This is a genomic window from Sphingomonas sp. (genome assembly GCF_050725575.1).
GTDB lineage: Bacteria > Pseudomonadota > Alphaproteobacteria > Sphingomonadales > Sphingomonadaceae > Sphingomonas.
The window spans coordinates 19,593-40,848 of sequence record NZ_JBOHHW010000020.1 but is presented as its reverse complement, the minus strand read 5'-3'; the positions used below and the strand labels follow the sequence as shown (position 1 = coordinate 40,848).

Below are 21,256 nucleotides of genomic sequence, written 5' to 3'. Positions count from 1 at the left end.
TGATGCGACACATGCTTCTCGCGCTGGCGCTGGTGACGACACCGGCGCTGGCGCAGGACGAGCCGGCCCATCCGCGCGTCGCCGGCGAAGTGCCGAAGACGCGCACCGATGCGCCCCCGATCACGGCGTACAAGCTGATCCTGGTCGGGGATTCGACCATGGCGGTGGGCAGCGGCTGGGCGTCGATCTTCTGCGCCGAGCATGTGAAGTCGAATGTCGCCTGCCTCAATATGGGGCGGGGCGGTCGCTCGACGCGCAGCTATCGCCAGGAGGGATCCTGGGCGATCGTGCAGAACGAGATCAGGGCGGCAGGTTATGCCGCCACCTATGTGCTGATCCAGTTCGGACATAACGACCAGTCCTCCGCGCCCGAACGCTGGACCGCGATCGACAACGAATTCCCGGCGAACCTCACCCGCTATGTCGCGGAGGTACGTGCTGCGGGTGGCATTCCGGTGCTGCTGACGCCGCTGGTGCGGCGCGATTTCAAGGACGGCAAGATCCTTAACACGCTCGATATCTGGTCGGATCAGGTGCGCAAGGTTGCGGCGGCGACCGCGACACCGCTGATCGATCTCAACGCCGACAGCGCGCGGGTGGTGCAGCGGATCGGTCCGGTCGAGGCAATGAAGCTCGCCATGACTGATCCGATTCCCGAGGAAGTGACGGCAGCGAAGACCGGTACGACGATGCGGCCGCGCCCCGCCACCGAGGCGCGTGTGCGCGAGGCACCGCCAACTGCCGACGGGCCACGCGGGCAATATGCCCGGAAGTTCGACTATACCCATGTCGGCGACGCCGGCGCGCGCGTCTTTTCCCGGCTGGTCGCCAATGGGCTGGCCAGGGCCGTGCCGCCGCTGCGCAGCCAGCTGGTGCCCTAGGGTGTGAGTTGGGTGGATCCGTGCGATGGGTCAGGCGGAGATATGGGACACCAGGTTTGTGTCATATCTCTGCCGTGTCACTGACCGAGAATTACTAAATACCGTATATTATCAAGTAGATATACTTATTTTGTACGACCCCGGTTCCAAGCCGGACTTTTCCGGCAGGAGCGGGCGAACAGCGCCATCTTGCCGATCGCGCTGTGCCTGCAGTCAGCCAACGCCAGCCCGCTGCATCCCGTCGCCGCCGCCACCGGGCTCAGCCGCAGCAGCAACTCGCCGAAGAGCAGGATGGAGCCGGTCCGCTGCACTGGTATCCCTTCGTTTCAATATTGGTCATGCGATATTGGTTGAAAGAACTATGCAACTGGTATAGCAATCTGCCTTGACAGATCGTCACGACCGGATCAATCGGCGGACAAGAACAAATCCTGGGGAGAGGTATGATGGGCAGATTTCGGCAGCAGGCAGCTTTGACGTCGCGGTCGCGGTCGCGGTCGCGGTCGCGGTCGCGGTCGCGGTCGCGGTCGCGTGTGCTGAGCGGCGGCGTTGCGCTGTGGTGCCTGACGATCGCATCAGTGGCTGCGGCGCAGACTGTCGATCCGGTATCAGCCGCGACAGCATCCGACGATAGCGCTGCCGCCCAGACGGCGCCGGCGCAGGAGTCCGAGCCCGATATCGTCGTCACCGGCATCCGCCAGACGATCGAAAGCTCGATCGCAGTGAAGCGGCAGGAGATGGCGATCGTCGACGCGCTCAATTCGACCGAGATCGGCGACCTGCCGGCATTGTCGATCGGCGAGGCGATCCAGACCATCACCGGTGCGACCAGCCATCAGGAAAAGGGCGGCGCCACCGAGATCGCGCTGCGTGGTCTCGGCTCGTTCCTCAGCGCGACGACGTTCAATGGCCGCGAAGCGTCGAATGGCAGCGGCGACCGCGCAGTGAATTTTAACCAGTTCCCGTCGGAACTGGTCAGCGGCATCAAGATCTACAAGTCGCAGCAGGCCGATCTGATCGAAGGCGGCGTGGCCGGCACGATCGAGCTCGAGACGCTGCGCCCGCTCGATTATGGGAAGCGCTCGATCCAGGTCGAGCTGAAGGGCAATTACAATCCCTATCAGGACAAGATCCGCGGGCAGGGCGCGTGGGGCTGGCGCGGCACCGCCAGCTATGTCGACCAGTTCGATCTGGGCAGCCTCGGCGAGCTCGGCATTGCGCTCGGCGTGCAGCGCAATCAGGTGAACAATCCCGAAGAAACCTATGCCGCAAGCAGCACCTATTATGCCTGCAACCCGCTGACCAACGCGACCGGCAATTGTAACGAGATCACCCGGCAGCAGGGGGCGGCGGGGTCGCCTTTCTATCTCGCGCCGAGTTCGGTCACATTCCGCCAGATGACCGAATCGGACAAGCGCGACGCGTTCATGGGCTCGCTGCAGTGGAAGCCGAATTCCAAAATCGATATCAACCTCGATTTCCAATATTCGAAGCGCGATTATACCGAGGATCGCCATGATCTGACGCTGGCCGAGACGCGCTATTCGCTGCGCAATGTCCAGTATGACGACCAGCATCGCATGGTCTACGCAACCGGAATCTCATCGGTCGATGCGATCGGCAATTACCTGACGCGCGACGAGGAATATCTTGGCGGTGGCGCATCGATCAGCTGGAAGGCGACCGACCGGCTGACCATCAGCACCGATGTCTCCTATTCGCAGACCAAGCGTGACACGCTCCAGCGCAGCGTGCGGCTGCGCACCGATCCATTCGACATCAACAATGTGCGCACGCCGATCAACAATCAGCGCATTCCCTATACCTATGACGCGCGGAACGGCTTCGCGACGCAAATCAGCTTCGATCCGCGCTTCAACGCCAATGACTGGTCGCTGTTCAGCGACGATGCGCGCCTGCGTCGCGACGATGAATATAAGCAGGACAAGATCTTCGCCGCCCGGCTCGATGCCGGATACGAATTCGACGGCTTCCTGAAGCGGATCGATATCGGCGGCCGCTATTCGCACCGCCGCTATATCAACATCAACAATATCGTAGAGGTCACTCAGGATGATCGCGCGGTCGACAAGCGCGTCAATGAGGCCTGCCGCACGCCATTCCCGCAGACCGGCTATCTGCACGATGCGCCGAATCAATCGATCACGTCCTGGGCGACGTTCGACACTTTGTGCCAGTTCCGCGGTTATCTGGGCACCGAGGATCCCGGCATCGGCGCCGATACCCGCGCGGTCGACAATGCCGATGTGACCGAGAAGGTCTGGTCGGGCTATGTCATGGGGACTTATGACAGCGAATTGGGCAGCACGCCGATCCGCGGCAATTTCGGTGTGCGCCTGGTGCAGACAGATCTCCGGTCGATCGGCCTGCGCGCGGGGCTGGACGTCGTTCCCGTTTCCGGCGGTATCAAGCTGGTCGAGAATAACGATTTCGCGACGCAGACGCTAACCAACAGCTATTTCCGCGCCCTGCCGAGTGTGAACGCCAATTTCGAATTGTCACCAACCGTGGTCGCACGCGTCGCCGCCTATCGCGCCATGTCGCGCCCTGCGCCGAGCGATCTTGCCGCCGGCCGTAGTATCACCCTGGAGGATGGTACCGAGTTCGCCAACATCGCCGACGCGATCGACAATATCCAGGCTGAGGGGTCGCCCTCGCTCAAGCCGATCATGTCGTGGAACGGCGACCTTGCGCTCGAATGGTATCCCAACAAGGACACGATCGTCGCCGGCACGGTCTATTACAAGAGCTTCGGCGGCGGGTTCGTGCCGGTGATGATCAACGAGACGTTCAATATCGGCGGGCAGGATGTCAGCGTGCCGGTGACCCAGCGCCAGAACAGCGACGAGAAAAGCCGCGTCTATGGCCTCGAACTCACGCTCTCCAACCGCTTCTCCTGGTTGCCCGCGCCGTTCGATGGCTTGGGCGCGAAGCTGAGCTACAATTACGCCGATTCGAACTTCAAGAATTACGACATCCGCCTCGGCAATGTGATCGATCCCGCGACCGGTGTGGTCACCCCGGGCATCATTCCGGCCGCCAACCTGTCGGGCTATTCGAAACATACCGGCTCAGCCCAGCTTTATTATCAGTATAAAGGCCTGTCGCTGGAGGCGGTCTACACCTATCGATCGAGCTATTATCAGGACTTTGTCGGCGGCAATACGCAGCTGCGCTTCGTGCGTCCGTCGAACCTGGTCAATCTGCGCATGTCGTACAATGTGAACCGCAACCTCTCGCTGCGGGTCGAGGCGCTCAACGTGTTCAACGACGCCAAGGTCACCGACATGCCGGTCTATGGCAGCAGCCGGCAATATCATTATTACGGCTCGAAATATTTCATCGGCGCGCGGGTGCGTTTCTGATCCATCATGGCCACCCGGACGGCTTGTGTCGTCCGGGCCAAGTGGTATGACAATCCGGGCGACAAGCGGAGGAATTGTTAGGCCAATGGCAGATCGTCGTCTTTTTCAGAATGTCGCGGACCAGATCGTCGCGCTGATCGACCAGGGGGCATTCCCGCCGGGATCGCGCTTGCCGGGCGAACGCGAGCTTTCCGAGCGTTTCGGCGTCAGTCGCGTCACGATCCGCGAGGCGGAGATTGCGCTGCAGGCAACCGGGCGGATCCGGATCAAGACCGGCTCCGGAGTCTATGTATCGGAGACGGCGGCACAGGACACCGGCCAGTTGCCGGCGGTCAGCGCGTTCGAGCTGACCGAAGCGCGACTGTTGTTCGAATCCGAGGCGGCGGCACTGGCTGCGCCGATCATTTCCGAGGGCGATCTCGCCATCCTGCGCGACCTGCTCAACCAGATGGCGCAGGATAATCTCGAGGATGACGAGGTCACCGCGATCGACCGTCTGTTCCACCTGACCATTGCCGCCGCGTCGGGCAACAAGGCGATCATCCATGTGATCGAAACACTGTGGCGGCTGCGCACCGAGATTGCCGAGGTACGCACCACGCATGCGTCGGTATGTCACCATGACGGCTCCGCGCGGCAGGCGGAACATGCCGCGATCGTCGACGGGCTGGCGCGGCGTGATCCGCAGGCGGCGCGGATCGCGATGCGCCAGCATTTCAACCGGTTGCTCGAGGCGATGCTGGACGCGACCGAGGAACGCGAGATCGAGGAAACCAAGCACCGCGCCGCGGCGAGCCGCGCGCGGTTCCGGATGAGCGCACAACTCGGGTGAGGCAGCGCAGATCGGGAACGGCGGGCAAGTCAGAAATGTCCGGCAGGCATCATACAGTACTTGCGAGCCGTTCGCATTAATGGCAAGCCAACGCGCAAGGCGATGACGGGCGGGGCGATCCCGCAAGATGGATTGGCGGCGAGGCGTGTCACGAAGGTTGAAATACCGCCGTCTTTTCCTGGTGCTTCGTGCCGCCTTCTGAGCCGCCTCGCGGACCGCTGCGGCATGCCTCGCGAGCGATCTGGCTCGCCTTGGGCTTTCTCTTCGTGGCGCTCGGCTTCATCGGTGCGCTGCTGCCGCTCATGCCGACGACGATCTTCCTGATCCTGGCGGCGGGCTGTTTTGCGCGGTCGTCGCCGCGGTTCGAAGCCTGGTTGCTCGACCATCCGCGGTTCGGACCGACGCTCAGGGCTTGGCGGGAGGATGGCGCGATCGGCCCCCGGGCAAAGATGATGGCCTGTTCGGGCATCGCGCTCGGTTATGCATTGTTCTGGTGGGCCGCGCGTCCCGCGCTCATTATCGACCTGCTTGTCGCGCTGGTGATGGCCGGATGCGCCGCGTTCATTCTCAGCCGCCCCGCGCCGAAGGAGCGCCCATGAATTCTGCCGCATCGCCCGGTCGCATCGAGCGGGCCCTGATCCGGCTTCTGATGCGGCCATCAACCGTCACCGCGGTCGAAGTGCTGTCACCCCATTTTCGCCTCGTCGACCTGGCTGGCGATGCGCTGAGGGGTGTCGCATGGTCGCCGGGGCAGAAGCTGCAGATCATGCTCAATGGACTGCGCACCGCACGAACCTATACGCCGATATGCTGGGACGAACAGGAAGGGCGGACACGCCTCCTTGCCTGGTCGCATGGTGAGGGACCGGGCAGCCAATGGGCGGAAAACGTCACCCGGGGCGATTCTTGCCAATTCTTCGGGCCACGCCGATCGCTCGATGTCAGCGGCCTTGCCGGACCGATCGTCCTGTTCGGCGACGAAACCTCATTTGCGCTGGCTGCCGCTCTTTCGCAGACGCGAGACGGCGCGCTGCATCTGCTGTTCGAAGTCTCGGACATTCAGGAGTGCGGGCCCGTGCTGCAAACGCTGGGTATGGGGCATGCGATCCTGGTCGAGCGCGCCGCCGACGATCGTCATTTGTCCGTACTGGAAGATCGGCTGCGGCATATTGCGCTCGATGATGCCGGGTTTGTCCTGACGGGGCGGGCACCCGCGATCCAGACCATGAGCCGCGCGCTTAAGGGGGTTGGCATCGGATCTTCGCGCACCCGCACGAAAGCCTATTGGGCACCGGGGAAGGTGGGCCTCGACTGACGTTTCCGCTGGCGTGAGCACGGGCATAGAAACGAGTGTGCAACCCAGGGGTTTCGGGCGTGAACGGGCTAGACTGATCCGGTCCCGCCCTCGGCTTGGCGGTCACGCAGCGCCCACAGGGACAGGGCTGCCCCGATGAGCGCGGGGAGCGTGACGGCGGCAAAATCGCGCACGAGTGCAGAGGGCTCGCAAATGCCGACGGCCACTTCCCAGATGTGAAACAGGGCATGGCCGCACAGCCACAAGGATGCCGCGCTCCATAGCGCGACCCGATATGTCGGACGTGCGGTTCCGACCAGGAATGCAGACCCGATGAACAGGAAGATGAGGCCGATATCGCGCAGGAAGTGTTGATTGAACGGACCCGTGGTGGTCACGCCGGGCACCGCGAAATACCAGTTCACCGGCGAGACGAGCATGAACAGACCGTTCGCCAGCGCGCCCAGCCCAAGCACCACGGCCGTTCCCAGGCAAATGCGTTTCAACATGGTTTGATCTCCTATGATCACCGGACGACCGCGCACGTGGTGCGCCGGGAAGGGAAGGGGGACTATCGGCCCGGATTATCGGTGGGGTGGCGGCGGAACATGAGCCAGCCACCAGTCGAATTTGGTCGAACCGAGGCGGGCGTTGGCGCTGGGCACCAGAGTCTTCTCGCTCACCTTGATGCCAAAATAGGGTGCGTCGGGATCCGCGATCACCACGCGGGCGTCTCCGTCAAACGCCAGGGCCTGGCGGACCGGTTCGTCGAGTGTGAAAATGTCCGGTCCGGCAATCTCGATCGTATCGTTCGCCGGTTCGGCCATCGCCACCTCGGCGACGGCGCTGGCCACGTCTTCAGCGGCCATTGGCTGGAACTGCACCGGCGGCAAATGTACCTCGTCGCCTTGAGTCGAAAAGCCGGCAATCGAGCGTATGAATTCAAAGAACTGGGTCGCGTGGATCAGCGTGTACGGAACGGGCGAGCTCTTTATCAGCTTTTCCTGAGCGAGCTTGGCGCGAAAATAGCCGCTGTCCTGCAGGCGGTCAGTGCCGACCACCGAAAGCGCGACATGGTGCCTGACGCCTGCCGCAACCTCGGCAGCCGTCAGGTTCCTGCCTGCGGCCTGGAAGAAATCCATCGCAGCCTGGTCTTCGAACGACGGTGAGTTGGCCAGATCGACGACGACATCGGTGCCGGCCAGCGCTTCGGCCAACCCCTCGCCGGTGACTGTATCGACGCCAGTACTGGGCGCGGCGGCGAAAGCGTCATGACCCTGCTCTTTCAGTTTCTCGACAACCCTGGATCCGATCAGGCCGGTTCCGCCAATAACGACGATCTTCATGACTGCTTCCTCTCATGGGCTTCGCGAACACGCTGATTATCGCGCAATTGGCCTTTCGCCGCCATTGTGCGGACGGATGCGCCACACTCGCCAAATGACAGGCAAACCTCGCCTTTGGCGCAGGTCGCAGCAACAGCCGCGCCGCCGGGAATGGGCACGAATGCTATTGCAGGGATCGCGAGCGCCGCTACCGGGCAGCAACCCTATTCTTCCGGAGCGCCGGGAAGCGAAAATCGAAACAGGGCGCCGCCCTCGGGATGATTGGCCGCGGTGATCGTGCCGCCATGCGCGGCGATGATCGACTGGCACAGGGCGAGGCCGATGCCGATGCCTTCATCCTTGGTGGTGAAGAAGCTGCCGAAGATACGATCCAGATCCTGCTCGGCGATGCCGGGGCCGTCATCATGAATGGAGAAAATGACTCGGCTATCGGCGCCCGTCTCAGTGCTCAGCTCGATCTGCGCCTGGGGCTTGCCGGATTGCGCCTGGACCGCATTGACGAGCAAGTTGACGACCACCTGCTGCAGCAGAACCCGGTCGCCGAGGATGCGCGGAAGGTCCTGACCAAATCCTATCGAGAGGTCGATCGATCGGGATTCGACCTCGTGGCGAACGAACAACAACGCCTCGTCGACGATCTGGTTGAGGTCGAGCAGGGCCTGTTCCGGTGCGCGCCGCGCCGCCATCCCGCGAATGCGCTGCACGATGTTGCTCGCATGCCGGGCACTGTCCGCAATGCGCGCGGTAAGCTGGCCGACCTTGGCCAGGTTCGGTTCGTCACGCGACAGCCAGCGCAGGCTGGTCTCGGCGTTGGTCACGATTGCCGAAAGCGGCTGATTGACTTCATGCGCAATCGAGGTGGCCAATTCACCGAGCATCGAGATCCGCGCCGCGCGCGCATAATCGGCCTGTAGCTGGCGCAGCTGGGCCTCGGTGCGAAGCCGATCAGTGATATCCTCAAGACTGATCAGCGTGACGTCGAGCCGCTCCGGCGGGGTCGGATAGGTCACCGAGAGCTGCACGTCGCGCAGACGACCGTCAAAGGTGCGGAGCTTCATGATTTCGGCATGGCTGCGCCGGCCGTCGAAATGCGCGGCGATCACGCGTTTTGCGGTATCGGGGGAGGCCGCGAACAGGAAGTCGACTGAACCGATGAGTTGATCGGCGCAATCGGCCGCGAATAACTGCACCACATCCCGATTGGCGTCCGTGACCTGAACGATCTGCCGTGAATGGCTGATCAGTGCCGGCGTCTCATCGAGATAGGCCGCGATATCGGTGATGCCATCGCGGCGGAGCTGCTCGAAGATCGCCGTCATCGGCCGTGAATCGATCTGCAGCAGCGCGGAGGGCAGATGATGGATGAGGTTGCGGTATCGTTCCTCGCTGGCGCGTACCAGCCAGAGTGATCGATCGTCGAGTTGAGTGCCCTGAACGGCAAGGAAGACGGTATCGGGCTGCTCCCCACCGTCGGCGGTCCAGACTGCCAATATCGGGCCGCCGAACTGCAGCGATGTGACCTTGCGCGTTTTTACCGTGTGGTGCGGAAAGTCGGTGACGACCTGCATGATGAGCTGGGCGAGGGCAGGCTGGCTTTCGGCCGGCCAGAATGCAGTAATGGGTTGCCCGATCATCCGTTTCCGGCCGGAATAGGGCCCGACCAGATGGACTGCGCGCTGGTTGACGTCGATGATTCTGGTGCGGGACAGCAACGCCTCGATCCAGTCCGGTCGATCGGTCGGGCCGGTATTGGATGTGATGACGGGAAGAGTACCGGACACATCCAGTTCCCAGCATGCCGCCGATTCCAGAAGGTTCACGCCGCGGAGCGGGCCGGCCTCCTGCTCATGGTCCGCAAAGAATGGGAACGCCGCTGCCATGTCAGCTCCCGAAAACGTATGTTCCCGTGGCGGTGTCGCGACGGTCGAGTGCCGCGCGAAGTTCACGCAACAACGCCTCGTCGGCGACGGGTTTGTTGAACCAGGCGGTTGCCCCGTCCAGCGATGCGCGTGCGCGCGTTGCGTCATCTGTGGATGAGGTGACGAAGATCACCGGCATGGACGAGCCGCATATGCGCAATCGTCGCTGGAGCTCGAGGCCATCGATCTCGGGCATTCGGACATCAGTGATGAGGCAGTCGAAGTCGCTATGTGCGGCATGGGCAAAGAAAGCGGTGGCGCTTTCGAAAATGCAGGCCGATAGACCCTCCACCTGAAGGAGGTCGAACAAGGCTTCGCGGACTGCTTCGTCATCATCCACGATCGCAATCACGGGCGGCTTGGACAAGCGGGACGTCCTTACAAACATGGTCAGCATGACCGGTATCGGACGTCGCCGAATTCGCGAAACATTGTAACCATACCATGGTCTAGGTCTCACGCTCGCGAAGTGTGGCCGGAAGCATGTCCCAGGCGCGGATCAGTTCACCGATTGAGGCAGCCTCCATCTTCTTCATCACGCTGCTGCGGTGAAGTTTGACCGTGACCTCGCTGATGCCGAGGTCGAAGGCGATCTGCTTGTTGAGCCTTCCTTGTGCCACGTGCCGCAAAACCTGGCGTTCGCGTGCGGTGAGCGCGGCATAGCGATCCGCCTGCTGCTTCACCGATCGGGCATCGGCGCGTTGGGCAAGATCCCGTTCGATGCCCACCGTCACCGCATCGAGCAAGGATTGATCCCGGAACGGCTTGGTCAGAAAATCCACGGCGCCGGCCTTCATCGCCTGTACGGTCATCGGAATATCGCCATGGCCGGTGAGGAAGACGATCGGCTTTGCATTGCCGCTTGCGGCGAGATGCTGCTGAAGATCGAGTCCGCTTGACCCGGGCATGCGGACATCTAGGACGAGGCAGCCAGGGCGTTCGGGAAGCGCAGCCTGCAACAATTCATGCGTCGAGCCAAAACCGGTCGCGTCGATCCCGACGGACAGCATGAGATCTTCGATCGACGTGCGAACCGCGGCATCATCATCCACGACGACAACCAGCGGACGCTCGCTCTCGGTCATGAATATGGTCATTCGGGACTCTCCCTCTTCGATGCGGGCGATCTGCCCCGGCGGGCGTTGCGAACGCGGTGTCCGACTCGCTCGCCGAGCCAGTTCCGGACCTGCGGAAAAAAGTCGGGCGAGGCCGCGGTGGCGAACGATCGCGCCACGTCACCCAGGGACTGACCGGCCAGCGTGTCGCGCATCGCTTTTTCGGCCTGCAGCATCACGACATGGACCGCGCAGACGCCGGAGGTCGCCCAGGCCGGCGGCGCGTCGCCGAACAGCGCGCAGCGCGTCCTGACATCCTGACAATCGAACAGCGGTTTGCGCCCCTCGATCGCGTCGACAATGTCGAGGAAGCTGATGTCGTCAGGGGAGCGGGCCAGAAGATATCCGCCCCGCACGCCTTCCGACGCGCGGACGATACCGGCCTTTTCGAGCCTGGGGAAAATCTTTGCGAGGAAACTGTGCGAAATGCCCTGAAGCTCGGCAATGTCACGGCTGCTGAGGGGTTCGTCAGAACCCACCAGCCACAACAGGCCGTGAATGCCATATTCGACGCTGACTGTCAGATGTGCCATTACGCGGACAATATCAGTCCGCGTTTGAATCGGCAAGCTGAAACGCTGATTGATGAGTCCGTGTTAGGGGCGGTGGTTTAGCTCTTCAGTCTGCTTGGGAAATCGCCGCTTGGGCATGGCTTCCGAGAAATGGACGCCAGCGTGCAAAGAGGCGTAGCAGAGGGACACCAAATCGCGCAGCTATTTCCGGATCATGCTTGAGGACGTCGAGTTCATTGGCGACGGTCAACTCCATCAACGCCAGGCGCATTGTATGCGAAAGCGGTTCAGGCCCGCCTGTTGATCGATCGATCAACACGGGCATGTCACTATGCCATGTGGGATAGCTGCGGACCCGGTCGCAACGGCAATAGCAATCGATGATTGCCTCTGCCTCTCTTCCGGCAACCGCGATAATCGTCTTCCGCGCCGTTCCGTCGGCGAGAGCCGCTTGGAATCCGTCGGTACCGTAAGCCGCATGAAGGCGGCCCGCGTCAACCAGCGCAGGCGAAGCTCCCCAAGACCGCAATGTCTCGGCGGTTCGGTGCAGGTGCCGTGCAAGCGTGCCACCGGGGTGAGGATGAGCATGGGCGCCGCTGCGCGTCAGAAACAGGTCGATGCGGCGATCCCGAACCGCATCTTGCAGGAGAAAGTCGCCAATCGCCTGCGCCAGTTCGAGCGGCTTGTCTCGGGCCACGAGATGTCCGGCACCGGCGATCATGGCGATGGTTGCGTGGGGCACAAGCTTCAACAACCGATCCGCATCTTCGTCCGTCAGGGCGCTGCGCAATCCGGCACGGATCAGCAGCACCGGCAGTGCCAAAGACGCAGCCGCCGCCCGCAATGATGTCGCACCGCCCAATATGTCTTCGACCAGAAAGGCGCGGTCCCTGGGCAGGCCATCGCTGTCGAGAAAGGTCCGCGCGTGTACTGGATCGGGATCGGGCACGACATCGACCAGCACCAGTCCGGCGACATTTTCCTGAACGTTCGGGTCGGCCAGGGCGGACAAGGCGGCAAACCCCCCGAGCGAGGCACCCACAACGATGGGGGAGGTGAGGCGTCCGATCATCGCAGCGGTATCGGCGCCAAAGGTCGTCAGTGGTGTGTCCCTCCCTCCGCCGCTCTCGCCATGTCCGCGTTGATCATAAGCCACCGTCAGAAAACCACGCCGCGCGAGTGGCTCCATGACCTTGTGCCACACCCGTCGTCGCTCTCCGCCGGCATGAAGGAGAAGCGCGGCCGGTCCACTTCCCAACTGGTCGAAAAGAAGAACGGCATCCGACCGGATCAACGCGGCATCGATCATAAGATGTTCCTTACCTCGGCTCATCAAGGTAAGCTTAAACCTTGATAGGTCAAGGTAGTGAGAAAGGAGACTATGTGAGCCGCAAACCGATCCGCGCGAGGCGCGCCCCCGAGGTCGCACGGGCTCATATCCTCGCGGCTGCCGAAACCCTGTTGGCGCAGGGCGGAGTCGATGCGGTCCAGATGCGTGCCGTTGCGCGGCTCGCCGGTATTACGGACGCCGGGGTCGCTCATCATTTTGTCGATCGTCACGGCCTGCTGACGGCCCTGATCGCCTATGGCGGCGACAAGCTTCGGGCCATGATCGACACGACGGTCAGGGACTGGCTGGAGAACGAGCCCGATATCGGCGCGTTGCTTGCCAATCTGGCCGGCCTCTACCGGCAAGGTTACAGTGCTCTCGCCGTCGCGCTTCATGCGGCCGGATGGCGTGAGGCTGGCTCCCCGGTTCTGGAGAAGGTGGTTGAAGCCTTGCATGCAGCGCGGCTCGCCGCAGGTGTAGCCGCACCCGATATTCTGGACACCAGATTGGCCGTGGCCGCCTTTCATCACGCTCTGGCAACCGACCCGCTGTTCGGGACGGAATTCAGGCGAAGCGCGGGCATTTCCGGCGCTCGCGACGATGGTGCGGCGCTGCAACTGGCGTGGTGGACCGGCGTCATGAAACAGGTTTTGGGGATATCGTGACAAGCGGCCGGAATAATGAGCGTCTTGCTCCTTCGGCCTCATTCAGAAGCGCGCATAGAATCCCAGTCGGACGGTGCGCGGCCGCAGTGGCGTCATCTGATCGCGTCGCGCCAGACCAAAGGGATTTCCGAACGCGAAGCTGTTGCCGCGGACGTCGCCCAGATTGGTCACGTCGAGCGAAACCCCGAACTTTCCGAACTCGACCCGCCCGCCGACGTCGCTGACGGTATAATGCCCTTGTCGTATATCGAGCAGCGGTCCGATCCCGAGCCAGGATTCGCCCACATAACGCAGCGACGCCTCCCCGCTCAGGGAAATATTGGGGGCGATCGTCCCGCGCCAGCCCGTTGCCAGGCGGATGCCGTTGCGCGGGACATTCGGCATGACCCGCATGCCGGAACCAGTGAATTCCGGCTCCGGGGCATAGAGATTGCTGTCGTTGAGGAAAGCGGCCGCGGTGACCGTCAGGGCCGGCGACAGGCGCCATGTGATGTCCGCATCGACTCCGAAAATCCGACCGCTGCCGATATTGGCGGTGTAGGGCAGTCCTGAATCGTCGATGAGATCGGCCTGGATATGATTCCAGTCGGCGTAGAAGAACGCCGCCCGAAGCGACAAACGGTTATGGTCCTTGCTGCCCAGCCGGATACCGACCTCGCTCATCTTCAGGTCATCGGTATCGAACTTCCGGCTCTCCAGCTCCGACCCCGATGGCGCCACGGCTAATCCGCCTGCACGATATCCCTGCTGATAATGGAGGTAAGCCGAAAATCGTCCGCCCGGGTGCCAGTCGACCGCAAAGGTTGGCGAGAAGCGCAGTTCGTTGCGGGATGGCGCCTTTGATTTGTCCGTTGGATTGTCGAGCAGATTGCCGACGCTGTTCGCGAAGGTGAGGCGCCCGCCGATCGTGCCGGTCAGGGTCGACCAGAGCGGCCTGGAGAACTGGCCGAACACGGCCGCCTCGGCCTGCTGGTTGAGGACGCCGGCGATCCGCGCCGGCGCGTCGGGGGCGCCAAGCGAGCGTGAGAGCGCGCTGGTATTATAGATGCTGGCGAAGCCCGCCACCCAGGGTGAGCTTTTCCCGCCGCCCGAAATCCTGGTTTCGTGGCTGATCAGGATGATGTTGTTGTCCTCCTCGAAGCGGGCAGGCGAGGTCGATCCGTCATGGCCTGTCGCGTCAAAGACCGTCTTGAGGTCATGCTGGACAACCGACGTCGTCGACACCAGCTCCGCTTGCCCCAGCATTCGGCGCAAGGTGAGATAGGACATGTAATAGGTGTTCTTGAACGGCTGCGCGATGGCATTGTTGCGGACGAGCGGCGGATCACCACGAACCGTATATTGTCCGTCCCGGGTCGAGGTGTTGTGCGTGGCCGCCCCGATATCGATGTCCAGGCCCCATAGGTCCTCAACGTGCCAGGTCATGCGCTGGCCATAGCTTGTGGTACGGTTGATATCCCGCAGGCCACGTGAGGGATCGTCGATATATCCTGCTTCACGGGTTCCGAAGACAACGAACCGGACGCCGAGCCGTCCGTTGATCACCGGCAGGTTGATCATCGCGGCGCCATCGCCGCCCAGTCCACCGAACCGCGTGGCGCTGACACCGATCGACGCTGTCGCGGATGTCTCTCCTATATCGGGCGCGTTGGGAACCAGGCGAATGATACCGCCGAGCGAGCTTGCGCCATACAGGGTGCCCTGCGGCCCGACCAGCACCTCGATCCGTTTCATGTCGTAGAGGTTGAGGTTCGGGTCGGGCGCACTGTAGTTGAGCCGGACATCGCCGAGATACTGGCCCACCGTGGCCTGAGTCTGGCCGTTGAAGCTACTGTCGGCGATGCCGCGAATGAACAGCTTGTTGCGTGCGGGGCCGAGATTGGTCGAGCCGAGCGCCGGGAGCAGCTTGGTGATCGACGCCGTCCCGCCGGCCGCGTTGCGCGCGTCCCAGCCGGAATCGAGTTCGACAAGTTTGATCGAGCCGGGATAGGCGTCGATCGGAATATTCTGCTTGCTGGCCGTGACGACGATCTCGGAATCCCAGTCGATATCGACGGCTTTGGGAGGTGCCGGCGCCGGCCTTTTGATCTGCGGTGGCGCGCGGCGTCTCATGATGCGAACGGTGGCGCTGTCGTAGAAAACCGCTTCCGTGCCGGTCCCGCGCAATGCGTGCGCCAGTGCGACGCGGAGAGAGAAATCACCCCTGACGCCGGGGGAGGGGCGGGCGGCAAGGTCCGGGTCGGCTACCGCAATCGTGATTCCGCCCTGCTCGCCAAGCGCGGCCGCGACCTCACCGAGCCGGCCGGCCGGAACGTTGAATCGCTTCGCCTGCGCGACATCGGCCATGCCGAGTCCAAGAACGGAACTTGCGGCGAGTGCCGCCCATCTAGCGCCCTGCACCGGCAGACTTCATCGTCCAGCCGCCGGCCTCGGGCTCGATGGTCACGTTCAACGCCGGCATCAAACGTCTGAGCTGGTCCGGCCCGGTCCCATCGATCGCAATGGCGCCGGAAAAGGGCCGGCCGGCGATGTCGGGCGCCACAGTGATGCGGATACCAAGTGCACGGCCGAGATCGGCCGCAACTTGCGACAGAGGCTCGCCGGTATAGACGAGTCGTCCCTTCTGCCAGGCACCGACCGAAGCGATCGGCGCACGAGTCACGCGAATGGCTCCTGCTGAGGACGGGTCGAGCAGAGCTTGCCCGGCCTGGAGCGGGATCGCCTCCTTTTGAGATTTGTAGAGCACCTTGCCTTCGGCCACGGCGACACGCACCTCACCCGCATCGCGCACGACGTTGAACACCGTTCCGAGATCCTCGACGCGGCTTTCGCCGACCTCGAGCGCGAACGGCTTCGCGCTGTCATGCTGCACCTGAAACAGTGCTTCCCCCGCAGCGAGCGATGCGAAGCGCGGATCTTTGCGATCGAAGGTCATGCGCGTCGAGCCGTTGAGCGTCACCTGAGTCCCTGCCTCAAGGGTGACGATCTGGCGTTGGCCCGGTCCCGTCACCACCTCGTACCGGCTGGTTGACCCCTGTGGAACCAGAACGATAGCCGCGGCGATCGACGCCGCCAACGCGCCGCCGCCCAGTCCCCACCAACGCCATCGGGAAGCCAGCGAATCTGAGGGCAGATCGGTGTCATTGGCGGCTTCCAGGAAAGTCACCTTGGATAGCAGCGGCTCGATCGTGAGATCGGCCTGTTCGATCTCGTCATAGATCTCGGCGTGACGGGGATCCTCCGCCAGCCATTCGGTGAACGCGTCCCAGGCCGCGCCATCGCCGTGGCGAAGCCGGATGTGCCATTCGATGGCCTGCGCGCGAACGCTGTCCCTTGCCTCAAATGCCATGACGACCTCTCTCACCCCTGAGATGCCGCGGGTCGCTGCGATCCCCATCAAGACGAAGCTTTGCAGCTGAAATCGCCTCATAGGCGCGGGTGAGGTGCTTTTCGACCGCGCTAATGCTGATGCCGATGTCGTCGGCGATCCGGCGTTGCGGCTCGCCATCGATGCGGAAGCGGCGAAAGATGGCGCGAGTCCGGTCGGGAAGCCCGTCGAGTACACGCTGCAGGATTGCGAGCTGCTCGCGGGCGATGAGACGCGTTTCGGCCGATGGCTGCTCGTCGATTTCCCGCTCCTCGCCGCTATGGGCCTCTACCCAATCTTCCTCGCGTCGCGTGCGCCGCCCTGCCGAACGACGAAACCCGAGAAAGTGATTGGTGGCCATCCGGTACAGATAGGCGCGTGGTTCGGCGACAGGGCCAATCCCGTCGGATGACAGCTTGAGATAGACTTCTTGAAGGATGTCGTCGGCCTCATCCGCGGCTGCCCCGCGCAGCTTGAGGTAGCGGAGTAAGGCTGGCCGCGAGTCCATGAAGGTCCCGACAAGCCCGCCGCTCGCAAGTCTCTCCTCATCGACCCGATCCTCGCGCATGGCGCGGTCCTAACCGCAGCGTGGGGGTCCCGCAATCCAGTTGTTGTTGCGTCGTGAGTGATGGGATCGGCCTGCGCTTGATCGAGGAATCACTCTGCACCGCCCGGCATTTTTTTGGTGGGGGTGCGTGCCGGTGTCGGTGTCTCAAGGGGGAAAGGAGACGATCGGTGCCCGACATGATGATGACGACGATCGAACTCGCGGTGATCGCCCTTGCGCGCCAGGATCCTCTATCGAGCGTCAAGCCGTCGTGGCGTTCCGCGCTTTTCCTGTCCGACCCGCGTCCGCACTTGCCGCTTGCGAACCCTCGGCTTGAAGCTCTCCGGCGCTACGCAGTGCTGTTTCGACTTCAACGTCGCGGAGTGACGGAAGCCGAGCATGAGCGCCTCCGCAGTGCCGGTTATGATCCACAACAGATCAGGATGATCGAAAACCTCGTCGACCATCGCGCTGCGACCAGGCCGGCGCCGGTGTGAGTGTATCAAAAGATGAAATCAAACCTCCCGGCTTGCCCGAGCATCTGTCTTTTCGGCAGCCAATTTCCTTCCCCCCGCGTCCACGGTAACCCGTGGCGCAAACCCTGTGAGAGTATTTGTGACCTATCCTTCCCACATTCGTCTTTCCCTTTCCGGTCCCCGATTCATTGTGGCGACCGCCATGCTTTCGCTCATTTTCTGGGGCGCCTCAGCGCAGGCCCAGGAGCAGGAACAGGAGAGTGGCAAAGATAAAGACCATATCGTCATCGGCATCGGTGCGGGCTATGCGCCGGCCTATCAGGGCTCGGACAAATATCGCGTGCTGCCGGTCCCGGTGATAGATGTGGCTTGGGGACCATTTTTCGCCAATCTGCAAAACGGCGTCGGCATCAACGCGATCGATACCGACCATATTACCATTGGTGCGAGCGTGACGGTCATGCAGGGCTATCGCAGCAAGGATGCGCCCGATGGGATCGGCAAGCTATCGTTCGGCGCAGGCGGCCGGGGTTTCGTGAACCTGAAGGCCGCCGGGTTCGTTGCCACCATCGGCGCAACCAAAGGATTTGCCGGCAGCACCAAGGGGCTCATCGCCGATGCGAGCCTGTCGTACCCGATCACCGTTTCGCCACGCCTCACGCTTGTCCCGACGATCGGGACGACATGGGCCGACAAGAAGCATAATGACCGATTTTACGGTGTGAATTCAAAGCAGTCCTTCGCGTCCGGGTTGCCGCAATTTCGGCCCGGAAGCGGATTCAACGACGCTTCGTTCATGCTCAGTGCTCAATACCGGCTCACTGACCGGATCAGTCTCGGCGCGGCGGGGGGTGCAACCACCTTGCTCGGCAAGGTGCAGGACAGCCCGATCGTCTTTCACAAGACCCAACCGCTCGGCTTTCTCTCAATCGCCTATCGGTTCGGCAGGTGAGTTGCTGACACATCAGAGGGGCGGCACGTTGCCGCTCCTCCGGTGCCTGGGAGAACCGGATCCGGGCGGGGGTGTGGGTTCGTCGCATCCTAAATTGACAAACAAATTGGTTTAATTATGAAGAGAGTCGATCGCAGCGTTGGCCGTGACGCATCGAATGCGGCGGGTAAAAGGAGGGGTAGGTGGGCGCATATCGGATCCGCCGGTCGATACTGGATCGGTTGTCCGGACGTTCATTTCCCAGCCTTCGTCAAACCGTCCTGACCATCGCCGTCTCGACTCTTGCCGGCAGTGTCGCTCTTCACGCGCAGCAGCGATCTTCGGCCGAGGCTAAGCGGCCGGTCGACAGCGCCGACACGCGCGTCGGCACGGCAGCACTCGACCGGCAGGAGCTGATCGGCAATGCGCCGCCACCAGGGGAGCCAGTCTATTCGGGCATCACATCCCCGGGCGCGCGCCTGCCGCACAGTTCGACCGAGGCGGCGCCGGTCAACGTCAATCTCGAACTCAGCTATCCGACCGGCGTCGCCGCGCCCTATCATTATCCCAACCCGACCATGCTCGGTTTCACCGGTGGTGGGGGTTCATCCTATGGCGGGCGCGCCGAACCGATCATTATGCCGGTGGTCGGCGATTGGACAGTGCCGCCGGTCTATACCCCATCCTATTACGACAAGGCGCGCGAGCTTGCCTCGCCCGGTTATTATTCGGTCTATCTCGACACGTTTCGCACCCGGGCGGAGCTGACCGCCACCCGGTCGACCAGCCTGATGCGTTTCACCTTCCCCAAGAGCGACCGCGCGAACATCGTCATCAATCTTCGTCGCCACGGCGGCGACGTCGAGATTGTCGGCGACCGCATCGTTCGCGGCGTCGCCAAGAGCGACCGCGAGGATGTCAGCGGCCGGTATTTCGTCGCCGAATTCTCCAAACCGTTCGCGACCTTTGGCACGTTTCGCGGTGTGCTCGATCGTCCCGAATGGGGGATCGGCGACAAGGATGTCGAGGCCGGCAGACGCGCGATCTCGGGCAATTTCGCCGGCGGTTATGTGACCTTCGCGAGCAAGGCGGGCGACCAGGTGCTGGTGCGCGTCGCGCATGGCCACAGCTATAAGGAAGCGCAGCAGCGATTGCGCGCGGAAAGCGCCGGTTGGGATTTCGAACGCGTGCACGAACAGGCGCGGACAATCTGGTCGCAACTGCTCGATAAGGTTCAGGTGACCGGCGGCACGGCCAAGCAGCGCATGTTGTTCTATTCGACTCTGGTCCAGTCGTTCGACAGCCCGCGCCTGATCGCGCGCAAGGGCGAACGCTTCACGGGCGCCGATGGCAAAGTGCGCACCGCTACCTATGATCGCTACGGCCCGGTGCCGTTCTGGGATACCGGTCGCAACCAGATCGTGCTGCTTGAACTGCTCGAACCCGAACTGACACGCGACGTGATGCAGTCCGAACTCGACATGGCGCGCGAACGGGGGTTCATGAACACGTCGTTCCACGGCGACAATGCCGTGTTCCTCTATCTCGGCGCGTGGAAGCGCGGGATCGAGTTCGATTACGCGGCGGCATACGACTATCTCCGCCGCAACGCGACCGATCCCAAGGGACCGCGCGACTATCTCGCCGAATATGACAAGAATGGCTGGATCGCGGACGAGATTCCCCCCGGAAATCCCAGCCCGCCCTATGCCGGCGGCAAGGCCGGTGCCGCGACCACGCTGGAATATGCATGGGACGATCACGCGCTGGCCGAGTATGCCGGCAAGCTCGGCCATACCGAGGACCAGCAGCGCTTTCTGAAGCGCGCAGGCAATTACCGCAACGTGTTCGACCGCTCGGTCGGCTTCATTCGCGGGCGCACCGCCGACGGCAGATGGATCGCGCCGTTCGATCCGCAGGAGCCCTATTACAACTTCATGATGAAGGAGGCCTCGGGCTGGTCGACCCTGTGGTTGGTGCCGCATGATGTGGCGGGCCTGAGCGGCCTGCTCGGCGGCCGCGACGCGTTTAATCGCAAGCTCGATCAGTTCTTCACCACGCCCTACACGCCGAAGGGTGTGTGCCGCGACTGCACCGGGCTGATCGGTCAATATGTCCAGGGCAATCAGCCCGATCAGCAGGCACCCTATTATTATGTCTGGGGCGGGCAGGCGTGGAAGACGCAGGCGCTGACGCGGCGCATTCTCGATACCCTCTACGGCAGCGACGCGTCGGGCTTCGGCTATCCCGGCATGGACGATCAGGGCGCGACATCGTCCTGGTATGTTCTGAGCGCGATGGGCTTCTACCCGGTCGATCCGTCAAGCGACGTCTATGTCATGGGCAGCCCGGTGTTCGATCGGGTGCGGCTGCGTATGGGTAATGGCAAGCTGCTCGAGGTCGTCGCGCGCAATAATTCGCCGACCAATGTCTATATCCAGTCGGCGACGCTCAACGGCAAATCGTGGAACCGGGCATGGTTCCGCCATGCCGAGATCAAGGACGGCGCGACCTTCGTGCTGACCATGGGATCCAAACCCAACATATCCTGGGCCAGCGCGCCGGAGGCGGCACCGCCGTCAATGTCCGACCGCTAGCCGCCATCATCCAGCTCGCCGCTCGACCTCCCCCTCCGAGCGGCCGCCCCGGGAGACA

19 protein-coding genes are annotated in these 21,256 nt (G+C 62.7%); 9 read left to right on the top strand and 10 right to left on the bottom strand.

Going from position 1 to position 21,256, the window contains the following annotated elements; all coding sequences use genetic code 11:
- Positions 1 to 2: 2 nt before the first annotated feature.
- The 5 genes from ACRECS_RS14565 to ACRECS_RS14545 all read left to right on the top strand — a co-directional run bounded on the left by ACRECS_RS14565 (position 3) and on the right by ACRECS_RS14545 (position 6,414).
- Positions 3 to 881 carry a rhamnogalacturonan acetylesterase gene (locus ACRECS_RS14565; protein WP_431583670.1) on the top strand — a complete coding sequence of 293 codons (879 nt, stop codon included), beginning with the start codon at positions 3 to 5 and terminating at the stop codon, positions 879 to 881.
- Positions 882 to 1,327: 446 nt separating this feature from the next.
- Complete coding sequence (locus tag ACRECS_RS14560; protein ID WP_431583669.1) at positions 1,328 to 4,267, top strand: TonB-dependent receptor; 2,940 nt, start codon at positions 1,328 to 1,330, stop codon at positions 4,265 to 4,267.
- An 85-nt stretch (positions 4,268 to 4,352) separates the two neighbouring features.
- Positions 4,353 to 5,099 carry a FadR/GntR family transcriptional regulator gene (locus ACRECS_RS14555; RefSeq protein ID WP_431583668.1) on the top strand — a complete coding sequence of 249 codons (747 nt, stop codon included), beginning with the start codon at positions 4,353 to 4,355 and terminating at the stop codon, positions 5,097 to 5,099.
- Between the two features lie 218 nt (positions 5,100 to 5,317).
- Complete coding sequence (locus ACRECS_RS14550) at positions 5,318 to 5,698, top strand: YbaN family protein (protein ID WP_431583702.1); 381 nt, start codon at positions 5,318 to 5,320, stop codon at positions 5,696 to 5,698.
- Positions 5,695 to 6,414, top strand: coding sequence for a siderophore-interacting protein (locus tag ACRECS_RS14545; RefSeq protein ID WP_431583667.1), 720 nt, complete (start codon positions 5,695 to 5,697; stop codon positions 6,412 to 6,414). The genes ACRECS_RS14550 and ACRECS_RS14545 overlap by 4 nt, the downstream gene beginning before the upstream one ends.
- A gap of 68 nt (positions 6,415 to 6,482) precedes the next feature.
- Here ACRECS_RS14545 and ACRECS_RS14540 read toward each other — a convergent pair whose 3' ends face one another.
- The 7 genes from ACRECS_RS14540 to ACRECS_RS14510 all read right to left on the bottom strand — a co-directional run bounded on the left by ACRECS_RS14540 (position 6,483) and on the right by ACRECS_RS14510 (position 12,594).
- Entirely contained in the window at positions 6,483 to 6,902 is a 420-nt protein-coding gene (locus ACRECS_RS14540) for a hypothetical protein (RefSeq protein ID WP_431583666.1), read from the bottom strand.
- 75 nt (positions 6,903 to 6,977) lie between these two features.
- Positions 6,978 to 7,739 (bottom strand): SDR family oxidoreductase, encoded by a 762-nt coding sequence (locus ACRECS_RS14535; RefSeq protein ID WP_431583665.1) that lies wholly within the window; start codon positions 7,737 to 7,739, stop codon positions 6,978 to 6,980.
- 203 nt (positions 7,740 to 7,942) lie between these two features.
- On the bottom strand, positions 7,943 to 9,619 hold the full coding sequence (locus tag ACRECS_RS14530) for an ATP-binding protein (RefSeq protein ID WP_431583664.1): 1,677 nt from the start codon (positions 9,617 to 9,619) through the stop codon (positions 7,943 to 7,945).
- A 1-nt stretch (position 9,620) separates the two neighbouring features.
- Positions 9,621 to 10,025 carry a response regulator transcription factor gene (locus ACRECS_RS14525; RefSeq protein ID WP_431583663.1) on the bottom strand — a complete coding sequence of 135 codons (405 nt, stop codon included), beginning with the start codon at positions 10,023 to 10,025 and terminating at the stop codon, positions 9,621 to 9,623.
- 82 nt (positions 10,026 to 10,107) lie between these two features.
- A complete protein-coding gene (locus ACRECS_RS14520) occupies positions 10,108 to 10,755 on the bottom strand; it encodes a response regulator transcription factor (RefSeq protein ID WP_431583662.1) in 648 nt (215 codons plus the stop codon).
- Entirely contained in the window at positions 10,752 to 11,306 is a 555-nt protein-coding gene (locus ACRECS_RS14515; protein ID WP_431583661.1) for an RrF2 family transcriptional regulator, read from the bottom strand. Before ACRECS_RS14515 ends, ACRECS_RS14520 begins: the two co-directional genes overlap by 4 nt.
- A gap of 85 nt (positions 11,307 to 11,391) precedes the next feature.
- Positions 11,392 to 12,594 (bottom strand): alpha/beta fold hydrolase, encoded by a 1,203-nt coding sequence (locus tag ACRECS_RS14510; RefSeq protein WP_431583660.1) that lies wholly within the window; start codon positions 12,592 to 12,594, stop codon positions 11,392 to 11,394.
- Between the two features lie 74 nt (positions 12,595 to 12,668).
- Between ACRECS_RS14510 and ACRECS_RS14505 the strand changes: the two genes are divergently transcribed.
- Positions 12,669 to 13,280 carry a TetR/AcrR family transcriptional regulator gene (locus ACRECS_RS14505; protein ID WP_431583659.1) on the top strand — a complete coding sequence of 204 codons (612 nt, stop codon included), beginning with the start codon at positions 12,669 to 12,671 and terminating at the stop codon, positions 13,278 to 13,280.
- Positions 13,281 to 13,322: 42 nt separating this feature from the next.
- Here ACRECS_RS14505 and ACRECS_RS14500 read toward each other — a convergent pair whose 3' ends face one another.
- Genes ACRECS_RS14500 through ACRECS_RS14490 form a run of 3 tightly spaced genes read right to left on the bottom strand, consistent with a single transcriptional unit; the run spans position 13,323 to position 17,215 of the window.
- A complete protein-coding gene (locus ACRECS_RS14500; protein ID WP_431583658.1) occupies positions 13,323 to 15,626 on the bottom strand; it encodes a TonB-dependent receptor domain-containing protein in 2,304 nt (767 codons plus the stop codon).
- Between the two features lie 40 nt (positions 15,627 to 15,666).
- Complete coding sequence (locus ACRECS_RS14495) at positions 15,667 to 16,629, bottom strand: FecR family protein (RefSeq protein WP_431583657.1); 963 nt, start codon at positions 16,627 to 16,629, stop codon at positions 15,667 to 15,669.
- On the bottom strand, positions 16,619 to 17,215 hold the full coding sequence (locus ACRECS_RS14490) for an RNA polymerase sigma factor (protein WP_431583656.1): 597 nt from the start codon (positions 17,213 to 17,215) through the stop codon (positions 16,619 to 16,621). Before ACRECS_RS14490 ends, ACRECS_RS14495 begins: the two co-directional genes overlap by 11 nt.
- A 167-nt stretch (positions 17,216 to 17,382) precedes the next feature.
- Between ACRECS_RS14490 and ACRECS_RS14485 the strand changes: the two genes are divergently transcribed.
- The 3 genes from ACRECS_RS14485 (at position 17,383) to ACRECS_RS14475 (ending at position 21,198) form a co-directional block, all read left to right on the top strand.
- Complete coding sequence (locus tag ACRECS_RS14485; RefSeq protein ID WP_431583655.1) at positions 17,383 to 17,691, top strand: hypothetical protein; 309 nt, start codon at positions 17,383 to 17,385, stop codon at positions 17,689 to 17,691.
- A gap of 118 nt (positions 17,692 to 17,809) precedes the next feature.
- A complete protein-coding gene (locus ACRECS_RS14480; RefSeq protein WP_431583654.1) occupies positions 17,810 to 18,622 on the top strand; it encodes a MipA/OmpV family protein in 813 nt (270 codons plus the stop codon).
- Between the two features lie 182 nt (positions 18,623 to 18,804).
- Positions 18,805 to 21,198 carry a GH92 family glycosyl hydrolase gene (locus ACRECS_RS14475; protein ID WP_431583653.1) on the top strand — a complete coding sequence of 798 codons (2,394 nt, stop codon included), beginning with the start codon at positions 18,805 to 18,807 and terminating at the stop codon, positions 21,196 to 21,198.
- Positions 21,199 to 21,256: the final 58 nt, after the last annotated feature.

Bases quoted from the DNA above. Each gene is read 5' to 3' on its own strand.
- ACRECS_RS14490 (WP_431583656.1), bottom strand. From the start codon at position 17,215: ATGCGCGAGGATCGGGTCGATGAGGAGAGACTTGCGAGCGGCGGGCTT.
- ACRECS_RS14495 (WP_431583657.1), bottom strand. From the start codon at position 16,629: ATGGCATTTGAGGCAAGGGACAGCGTTCGCGCGCAGGCCATCGAATGG.
- ACRECS_RS14535 (WP_431583665.1), bottom strand. From the start codon at position 7,739: ATGAAGATCGTCGTTATTGGCGGAACCGGCCTGATCGGATCCAGGGTT.
- ACRECS_RS14545 (WP_431583667.1), top strand. From the start codon at position 5,695: ATGAATTCTGCCGCATCGCCCGGTCGCATCGAGCGGGCCCTGATCCGG.
- ACRECS_RS14555 (WP_431583668.1), top strand. From the start codon at position 4,353: ATGGCAGATCGTCGTCTTTTTCAGAATGTCGCGGACCAGATCGTCGCG.
- ACRECS_RS14500 (WP_431583658.1), bottom strand. From the start codon at position 15,626: ATGGCCGATGTCGCGCAGGCGAAGCGATTCAACGTTCCGGCCGGCCGG.
- ACRECS_RS14515 (WP_431583661.1), bottom strand. From the start codon at position 11,306: ATGGCACATCTGACAGTCAGCGTCGAATATGGCATTCACGGCCTGTTG.
- ACRECS_RS14510 (WP_431583660.1), bottom strand. From the start codon at position 12,594: ATGATCGATGCCGCGTTGATCCGGTCGGATGCCGTTCTTCTTTTCGAC.
- ACRECS_RS14520 (WP_431583662.1), bottom strand. From the start codon at position 10,755: ATGACCATATTCATGACCGAGAGCGAGCGTCCGCTGGTTGTCGTCGTG.
- ACRECS_RS14565 (WP_431583670.1), top strand. From the start codon at position 3: ATGCGACACATGCTTCTCGCGCTGGCGCTGGTGACGACACCGGCGCTG.
- ACRECS_RS14530 (WP_431583664.1), bottom strand. From the start codon at position 9,619: ATGGCAGCGGCGTTCCCATTCTTTGCGGACCATGAGCAGGAGGCCGGC.
- ACRECS_RS14540 (WP_431583666.1), bottom strand. From the start codon at position 6,902: ATGTTGAAACGCATTTGCCTGGGAACGGCCGTGGTGCTTGGGCTGGGC.
- ACRECS_RS14560 (WP_431583669.1), top strand. From the start codon at position 1,328: ATGGGCAGATTTCGGCAGCAGGCAGCTTTGACGTCGCGGTCGCGGTCG.